The organism is Endozoicomonas sp. YOMI1 (genome assembly GCF_024606345.1).
Taxonomy (GTDB): Bacteria; Pseudomonadota; Gammaproteobacteria; order Pseudomonadales; family Endozoicomonadaceae; genus Endozoicomonas.
This window is the reverse complement of sequence record NZ_JAHHPM010000446.1, coordinates 1-9,076: the sequence shown is the minus strand read 5'-3', so window position 1 is coordinate 9,076 and position 9,076 is coordinate 1. Positions and strand designations below refer to the sequence as shown.

The 9,076-nt window shown below is 49.0% G+C and carries 4 protein-coding genes; 3 read left to right on the top strand and 1 reads right to left on the bottom strand.

Features of this window, described 5'->3' with window-relative positions; genetic code table 11:
* Positions 1-320 precede the first annotated feature (320 nt).
* The gene (locus KDK15_RS15875; protein ID WP_257296364.1) at positions 321-1,913 is read left to right on the top strand and encodes a cytochrome P450; all 1,593 of its coding nucleotides are present in this window, start codon (positions 321-323) and stop codon (positions 1,911-1,913) included.
* Between the two features lie 63 nt (positions 1,914-1,976).
* On the opposite strand, the gene KDK15_RS15870 is transcribed toward KDK15_RS15875, so the two are convergent.
* The gene (locus tag KDK15_RS15870) at positions 1,977-6,830 is read right to left on the bottom strand and encodes an NAD-glutamate dehydrogenase (RefSeq protein WP_257296363.1); all 4,854 of its coding nucleotides are present in this window, start codon (positions 6,828-6,830) and stop codon (positions 1,977-1,979) included.
* A 237-nt stretch (positions 6,831-7,067) separates the two neighbouring features.
* On the opposite strand from KDK15_RS15870, the gene KDK15_RS15865 reads away from it, so the two are divergent.
* Positions 7,068-8,039: a MoxR family ATPase gene (locus KDK15_RS15865; RefSeq protein ID WP_257296362.1), complete on the top strand. Its 972-nt coding sequence runs from the start codon at positions 7,068-7,070 to the stop codon at positions 8,037-8,039.
* 44 nt (positions 8,040-8,083) lie between these two features.
* Positions 8,084-9,022, top strand: a complete 939-nt coding sequence (locus KDK15_RS15860; protein WP_257296361.1) for a DUF58 domain-containing protein — start codon at positions 8,084-8,086, stop codon at positions 9,020-9,022.
* The last annotated feature ends 54 nt before the right edge of the window (positions 9,023-9,076 follow it).

The following is a 9,076-nucleotide window of genomic DNA, read 5'->3' as shown; positions in this document are numbered from 1 at the left end:
TAGTAGCAACCGTTGAATAAGGCAATAAAAAAGCAGATTAACCAAGATAATCATAAATTACTCAACACTGTTATGAGCCCTTGGCTTCCGGGCTATAAACAACTTTTGAATGATTGACTGAAACCAATTTAAGCAATACGAGGAACTATATGAATCAAAAAGCAGACTAAGTGTTTATTAACTGTGTTTTATGAATACCTGACAGCAGAAAATGCCTGAAAATATACAATTTCGAAATTTCAATTTTTAAAAATAAAAAATTATAATATTTAAAGTCAATCTGTGGTTGACCAGATTTCCGGTAAAAGTGGCCACTAACCATGTTATTAAATAGAAAATACATAGGCAGCCATAAGCGAAAACATACAGGCCCTCGTTATATTAAATTGATTGCCAAACTCGCTATCACCATTGCCGTTTTAACCACAAAAATGGCCTACTGTGAAATTGAGCATCCGGAAAACAAAAGCCTGAGATATTCCGTCGCCGGGCATGCAGTCCCCATATTAACCGAGACGTTGTTTTCAATTGAGAGGCTTCATGAACAATCACCGATGCTGTCATGGGTGTTAAAAAGCAGCCTGCTACAGGCATTTCAGGCAGCATCTCGAATAAACAATTTGTATATCATCTCTTACCGGGATATCAAGGCACTTAATGATTATGCCAAAACCACTAAACATGGTTATTATGAGTTATCCTTCAAAGGTAAGAGAATTTACTTTATCGCTAATGAAGATATAGCCAATCAGATCATCGCTCTTGAAGGACAAGAGCACAACCTTCATACCCATAGAAGACTACTGAGTGCGCAAAACTGGTTTCTGCTGGAAAACAATCCTGTAGCTGCAAGAGATATGCATCACCATAGCTATGGAAGAAAGCAGGCTACACTCTTTCAGCAGGCGTTCGAAAGACTGCAACAGCTGCCTGATACTTCTGCATTATTAACAAACCAGCAAACCTCAGACTTCGTATATGGCGAGAAAGCTGCCGATCTGATAAGTAATCTGTTAACCCAGATATATTTTCAACTACTGTTTTCCAGTGTCTCTCCAGAATACCCCGTGGACAGGAAAGTTCAGCAGCAGGTTAATAAGCATTATTACCAGATAAAGCTGCTTTACCAACAGCTGGAAGCGCATACTGGAAAGTATGATTTAAAAGCCAATCTTTTCATTCATGGCAACAGCCCATTTGCAAAAGATCACCCATACACCAATATTCAAACATTAAAACAGTTTTATAAAGTGCTCTGTTTTTTATACGACGAGCCTCTATTGCCGAGCATTAATTCTGGTAACCACCAGTTCACCAGAGAAACAGTAGCAAGCAGAACAGTCGAGCTATTAAGAAAAAATAATGCAGCCGTGCTGCCAGTATTTGTCCCCTCCCTGACACAGGACCTTGAAGATGTTTCACCACAGGAAGCCATCAACATTATTTTCAATTTATTATCCTGGATTGATAATTCATTGAACATCAGCAATACAGCGACAAATTTTATTATTCACATAGCTGAACATCATCAAAACCAGCACCTTATTGATATGCATAAGCTATTCGCTGATGAAGTCCACAACCTGCGCGCCCTGGCAACGCTGTTTCCAAGAAAAGTGAACCGCTCCTTCCGGGTAACAACCAGGTCAGAAACTGCTGAGCACCGGATACATTTTAAACCGGGTGATATGATACTGATAACCAACGCCATTAAAGGGCACGCCTTTGGCTATGAACCGAGAAAATGCCCATCAAGGCCATACAGCGTGTATATTCTTCCTGAGTTTCTCCAGTATTTCTTTGCGAATTATCATGCCCGATATGATGTCCGCTCAAAACTGATTCCGAACAGTACAAGCTGGTTCTGGAATAAACTGGATGTTGCTCCATTAGTTCTGGAACCAGCGCAGTAACTGCACAGTAATTTATCAGGCTGTCACAAAATGAAGAAAAGCTCTGACGCTGTTCTTCATTACTCAGTTACTACCATGCAAACTGACCTGAGCCAGGTCCATTAACTCACGATTGGCAACGGCAAACATGGCCAGATCGGCCTGTGGAGCACTGCGTATATCGGCCAGCATACTCTGCCAGCGGGCTACCAGGGCATGATTATCCATAATCCATTTATCAATGGTTTGCTCAATGGGTACGCCATCCTGCGCCATAGTGATGAGCCCTTCGGATAATTTACGCTGCTGCCAGTTCAGTTCATCCCGGGCGCTGTCACGTGCCAGAGACTGCCAGTGGTTTGTCACCTCCAGTTGCGACAGGGCATGACCATACCAGTTCAGCTCCAGGCGAGAACCTATGGTAAAGAAAGTCCTGATGGCTACTTCCAGGGGAACCCCGGTTTCATCGGCCACCCTGATTACCGGCAGCGCACTTAACAGATAACGCTGCCCGGCAACCACCAGAGCCAGTGCCTGTGGAACGCCTTGTACAACCATACTGTCAACAACCTTGTCCAACTCTGCCTTTTCTTCTTCACCGAGAGATTCGGTAAAACAAGCCAGGAATTTTTCCACCCTGGGTCCATAATGTTCAACACACTCAGCCGGTATCAGGTCCTGACGCTTCAGGCGGATAAACCAGCGGGTTATTCGCCTCACCAGTTTGATCAATGCGCACATCATCCTGTACTGCAATGCACTGGAAACCTTATGATCCAGTTGCTCAATCATCATCCAGTAACGGGAAACATCAAACACATCACGACTGGCACTGAAGGCACGGGCTATCTCGGCCGATGAAGCCCCCGTTGTCATCTGCAGCCGATAAACAAAGGTAATCCCCATCATATCAATCAGATGGTTGGCAATCTGGGTAGAGATAATCTCTTTGCGCAGACGATGTCTTCTGATCTCTTCCGGGAAGCGATCCACCAGAATCCGGGGAAAGGCACTGTATAATTCCTGGGTAAGATATCGATCATCAATCACCGTCGAGTTCAGCAGCGCTTCTTTCAGGTCGGCTTTACTGTATGAAATCAACAGGGACAATTCAGGCCGGGTTAATCCCTGCCCATTAGCGGCCCGTTCGGCCATCGCTTCATTATCTGGCAAAAACTCAATGGTTCTATCCAGCTTACCCTGTTCCTCAAGGTGCTGTATAAAACGACGATACTCGCCCATTCTTGAGGCAACGTCCGACTCAACCACAGAAATCGCCTGTGTCTGACGATAGTTATTGGTCAATACCAGGGCTGCCACTTCATCTGTCATGCTTTCCAGCAGCTGGTTTCGCTGTTTAGTGGTCATATCACCATTGGCGACCATATCATTCAGAAGAATCTTGATATTGACCTCGTGATCAGAGCAGTCAACGCCACCGGAATTGTCGATAAAGTCGGTATTCAACCCACCGCCCTTCAGCGCATACTCCATACGCCCCAGTTGACTCAGCCCAAGATTCCCCCCTTCTCCGACCACACTGGCCTGAACTTCACAACCATTAATTCTCAGTGGATCGTTGGCCTTATCCCCCACGTCGCTATGGGTTTCATTCATTGACTTGATGTAGGTACCGATACCACCATTCCACAACAGATCTACCGGGGCCCGCAGCATACAGCGAATCAACTCATTGGGTGGCAGATGATTGGCGGTAATGCCAAAGCGTTGCTTCATGGCAGGTGTGATAGCAATGGATTTTGCCTGGCGGGAAAAAACACCCCCGCCTTCAGAAATCAGGCTGGTGTCGTAGTCTGCCCAGCTGGAACGGGGCAATTCAAACAGACGACGCCGCTCGGCAAAACTCTGATAAACATCCGGGTTGGGATCGACAAAAATATGCAGATGATTGAATGCACCGATTAAAGCAATGGTTTCAGAGCACAGCATACCATTGCCAAAAACATCTCCGCCCATATCGCCAATACCGATGGCCGAGATCACATCCTGCTGGACATGAATACCTTTTTCCCGGAAGTGTCTCTGCACCGAAACCCAGGCACCTCTGGCGGTAATCCCCATCTTCTTGTGGTCATAACCCACACTGCCCCCGGAAGCAAAGGCATCCCCCAGCCAGAAGTTGTAATCCTGCGCAATTCCGTTGGCGATGTCGGAAAACGTCGCCGTTCCTTTATCAGCGGCCACCACCAGATAGCTGTCACTGTCGTCATACATCACCACGCCATCGGGATGAACCACGTCGCCTTCCACCAGGTTATCGGTGATATCCAGCAACCCTCTGATAAAGGTTTTATAACACCGAACCCCCTCTTCCATAATCGCTTCCCGGGTGCCATCAACCGGCAACTGTTTGGGGACAAAACCACCTTTGGCGCCAACGGGAACAATAAGGGCATTTTTCACCTGCTGGGCCTTGACCAGCCCAAGAATTTCCGTTCTGAAATCTTCCACCCGGTCAGACCAGCGCAAACCGCCACGGGCCACCTTGCCACCCCTCAGGTGGACACCTTCAACAATAGGCGAGTAGACAAAAATTTCATACAGGGGAACCGGTTTGGGAATGTCCGGTATCTCCCTCGCCGCCATTTTCAGGGAGATATACGACTTGGCACTTCCTTCGTCATCCTGCTGATAAAAGTTGGTTCGCTGTGTTGCCTTGATCACATCCTGATAACACCGGATAAGCTTGTCTTCACTCAACACTTCCACCTGGTCAAGCCCATTGAGAATTTGCTGCTGAATATGCTGCTGACGGGCAAGGCGCTGTGTTATGGACAGCTTCAGCATAGGATTGAAGCGAACCTCAAACAACGCCACCAATAGCCGGGCAATCTCAATGTTATTGCACAACGTTTCAGCAATATAAGTCTGACTGAAACCGACACGAATCTGCTTCATATAACGGGCATAAGCCCGAAGCATGGCAACCTGCCGCCAACTCAGGCCAGCGGATAATACCAGCCGGTTAAACCGGTCATTTTCCGCCTCCCCGAACCAGATTTTTTCAAACGCTTCCCGGAAGGTGGGACCCACTTTCTGCAGATCAATGTTAATTCGTGAATCGATGCTTAATTGAAAGTCATGAATCCAGATGGTCTCACCGGAAGAGGTATGAATCAGATAAGGATACTCACCAAGCACACGCAGGCCCAGGTTTTCAATAATTGGAATCTGGTCAGCTAACGGCAGAGGCTCAATAAAGTGGTACAGTTTCAGGTGAACCAGCCCGGCGGCATCATCCAGTGACTGGTAAAATCCCATGGAAAGGGGGCGATCATTGTCCATTTTGGCAAAATGGCGAATATCCGTGACCGCAGACTGAGGCTTGAACGCTTCCTGATAGGCTGCACTGAACCCATCAGAGAACCTTGACAGCAGTTTATTCCCCCGCACTTCCCCAAAGGTTTCCAGTACCTCTGCCCTGAGGTCATCATTCCAGGATGATCCAGCGAGCATAATCTCCCGGGTAATCACGTCCAGATTGTAATCAATTCGCCCTTTCAACTTGAACACGAAATGAACTCTGGCCAGGATCGACTCAGAAAAATAGGTGGTAAACTCGCTGTCTTCTGCCTCCAGCCGGTGACAGAGAATGTTTTCCACCCGCTGGCGGAAGCGGGTGCTGTAGATGTCCCTTGGCACATAGACCAGCGCCGAACAGAATGGCCCGTATGGGTCCTGCCGGATAAAGACTTTTATCTGTTTCCGCTCCTGCATTCGCAGGATTGACATCGCGGTCTGGAAAAGTTCGTCCTGACTGGTCTGAAAGAGTTCATCCCTGGGAAAAATCTCCAGTATCTGTACCAGATCTTTGCCATGATGGCTTTTGGGGTCCAAACCAGAACGCTGGATGATCGCCGACACCTTGTTACGGATATAGGGAATGGCATAGGGCGTCTTGCGATAAACCGGAGAGGTGTAGAGACCAACAATACGCGCCTCACCAACAATGCGTCCCTGCTCATCAAAGCGTCGCACAGTAATAAAGTCAGGATAGGCTGGCCGGTGAACACTGGAGCGGACAGAAGCTTTGGAGAAAGAGAGCCGCTCAGTCAGCTCAAACAGGTCATGCTCAATAAAGGGTTCCAGTGACAGCTGACCGGGCTGACCTTCATTGGCAGGTTTCAACAGCCCAAACAGTGACTCCGATGGTCTTCTCAGCCGACGGCTGCCTTCATGTTCTGTGACAATCAGCTCTTCATAACCCAGGAACGTGAAATTGTCATCCAGTAGCCATTCCAGAAACGCCTGAACCTCATCATCCTTTTTCAGCAAGCCTCCCGGCATGGCCTCCGGCTGCCCGGTCATGGCCGCCAGCCTTTTCACCCGCCCGGTCATTTCCTTAAAGTCATCCACAATTCGACTGACATCTCTCAGAACCGCATTCAATTGGCTGTTCAACTGGTCCAGTTGACTCTGGTCCTCACAACGATCGATTTCGAGATAAACAAAGGCCTCCTGGCAAACAAACTCTCCCTCACCCCGTTCATCCCCAAACTGCAGGGTCATGTCTCCGGCACGCCGGGAATAGAAGACCCCATTGCGCAATAAATGAATGGTTGAGCCATAATCGTTCAGTTTCATCCTGAGCGAGTCCACCACAAAAGGCATATCCCGATGGAGAATCCGGATGACGGTATGGGTTGAGTGCCAGCCATGCATGTTATATTCCGGATTGATCACCTCAATGCGCGGCTGGCCTGGATTATGGTATTGAATAAACTTCCAGAATGAATGGGTAGCCCCCAGCAGTTCCTGCCAGTTGCCGGATACCAGATCCTCATGAGTATCCAGTGAGTAATATCGATAGACAAACTCATGAAAGCTATCCAGCTGTTCTACCGGAATATGGGCAGCCAGATCACTGATCAGTTTATCCAGAGTTTCTTCACGTTCCTGACTATTTAACTGCCCCATCCCTGGCCTCTCCATTTTGAATAGATATCTGTTTTAAAATCCATGTACTAGACCATCGGCCTTGGCAAACCTATATTGAAGGGCGCTATCGAAAATAAGGCTGATAACCGTAAAGCATTCGACAAGACACAGGGATGGGACTTATCAATAGCGCAAATGACTTGTAGAATTTCCAAACTGTAAAGTGGTGCCATGCACTCTCTTTAAAGACGCAGACAGATTGCCAGGTTAAAAAAAATGTCATCAAGCCACTGTTTTACCCAATTCAGTCAGCTGAAAAACTACCTCTCCAGCACCATCATTGGCCAGGAACATTTGGTTAACCGCCTGTTAATCACCCTGCTGGCTGACGGGCATCTGCTGGTTGAAGGTGCGCCCGGCCTGGCCAAGACCAGAGCGGTTAAAGCACTATCCGATGGTCTGGATGCCGATTTCCACAGAATCCAGTTTACTCCTGACCTGCTGCCTGCCGATGTCACCGGCACCGACATCTATCTGCCGGAAGATGGCAGCTTCCGGTTTCAGCCCGGCCCGATTTTTCACAACCTGATTCTTGCGGACGAGATCAACCGCGCACCGGCCAAAGTTCAATCTTCCCTACTGGAAGCCATGGCAGAGCGGCAGGTCAGTGTTGGCCAGAAAACCTACCCATTGCCTGATGTTTTTATGGTTATGGCCACCCAGAATCCTATTGAACAGGAAGGCACTTACCCATTGCCGGAGGCCCAGCTGGATCGCTTTATTATGCATGTCCGGGTAGGCTATCCCGATATTGACGCAGAGCGGGCGATTCTGAAACTGGCCAGAGGGGAAGCCATGCAGACACCGGTTGAGCCCCCGCAATCCCCGCTTACCCGGGAAGAAATTCAGCAGGCCCGCCAGGAATTGCTGGCCGTGCATATGGAGCCATCGGTTGAGGAATACATTGTTCAGCTAATTAATGCCAGCCGCCACCCGGAACGTTACGGTGACCAACTCTCAGGATGGCTGGATTATGGCGCAAGCCCCAGGGGAACCATTGCCCTTGATCGCTGCGCCCGCGCTTATGCCTGGCTGCATGGCCGTGATTATGTCACCCCTGATGATGCCCAGGCGATCGCCCACGACGTGCTGCGCCATCGGCTGTTGCTGACCTTTGAAGCAGAAGCCGAGGGTAAGGATGCAGACCAGATCATCAACCAGCTATTAGACATAGTTCCCATCGCCTGAACTGATTCAAACGTGCATTGAAGAAGGGCTATCAGAGAAAAGCCATGAGTGGAGCCTACTGTACATTACAGAGCCTGGTTAATCTGCGGTTGTCGGCCAAGGACCTGCCTTTGTTTCGCCAGGGACGCAGCCTGCGGCAGATGCTGGGTAACGCCCGTTCCCCGTTCAAAGGCCGTGGTATCGACTTTGAAGAAGTCAGGGCGTATCAGTTCGGGGATGATATCCGTTCCATCGACTGGCGGGTCACGGCCCGGAGAATGAAGCCGCACACCAAAGTATTTCAGGAAGAACGGGAACGGCCGGTGATGATTTTGCTCGACCAGAGCCATGCCATGTTCTTTGGCAGTCAATTGAACTTCAAATCCGTTAGTGCGGCGGAAATCTCCGCTCTGATTGCCTGGGCGACCCTTAACCATGGTGACCGGATTGGCGGTGTTCTTTTCAATGAACATGAGCTAAATGAAACACGGCCAAAGCGTTCCAGAAAAACGCTGATGCACTGGCTTAACCAGACTGAACGGATGAACCGGAAACTCCGCCCGGCCAGCATAGCCAGTATGGATGCGGAACATGGACTGGCCAGAACCCTCAGGCATACCCGGCGAGTGGCACACCCCGGCACCCAGATATTTCTGATCAGCGATTTTAATCAGGTTAATAAAGAGTCCGAGCAGCATCTGGCTCAGCTTGCCCGCCACAATGAACTGATGGCCATCAAGGTGAACGACCCTCTTGAGCAGCAGCTGCCAAATCCGGATCAATACCGAATAACCGATGGCATGCACAATCTGTCGGTGAACACCGGCCACCCGCAGCTGCGCCAGCAGTTCCATCAGCAGTATCTGACCCATCATGAACAGCTGAAGCAGATGCTTGCACGGTATCGCATCCCGCTGCTGGAGATTAATTGCGCCACACCAACCGCACATCAGTTACTGGGGCTGTACGGTGTCAGGACAAACAACAGGGAGCTGGCTCAGTGAAGATAAGTAGTTGGCCAAATGGAATCGTATATTTCTGGCTAAGTGGGCAGTTAC

Excerpts from the sequence above, each read along its gene's own strand:
- KDK15_RS15870 (WP_257296363.1), bottom strand. The coding sequence starts at position 6,830 with ATGGGGCAGTTAAATAGTCAGGAACGTGAAGAAACTCTGGATAAACTG.
- KDK15_RS15865 (WP_257296362.1), top strand. The coding sequence starts at position 7,068 with ATGTCATCAAGCCACTGTTTTACCCAATTCAGTCAGCTGAAAAACTAC.
- KDK15_RS15875 (WP_257296364.1), top strand. The coding sequence starts at position 321 with ATGTTATTAAATAGAAAATACATAGGCAGCCATAAGCGAAAACATACA.
- KDK15_RS15860 (WP_257296361.1), top strand. The coding sequence starts at position 8,084 with ATGAGTGGAGCCTACTGTACATTACAGAGCCTGGTTAATCTGCGGTTG.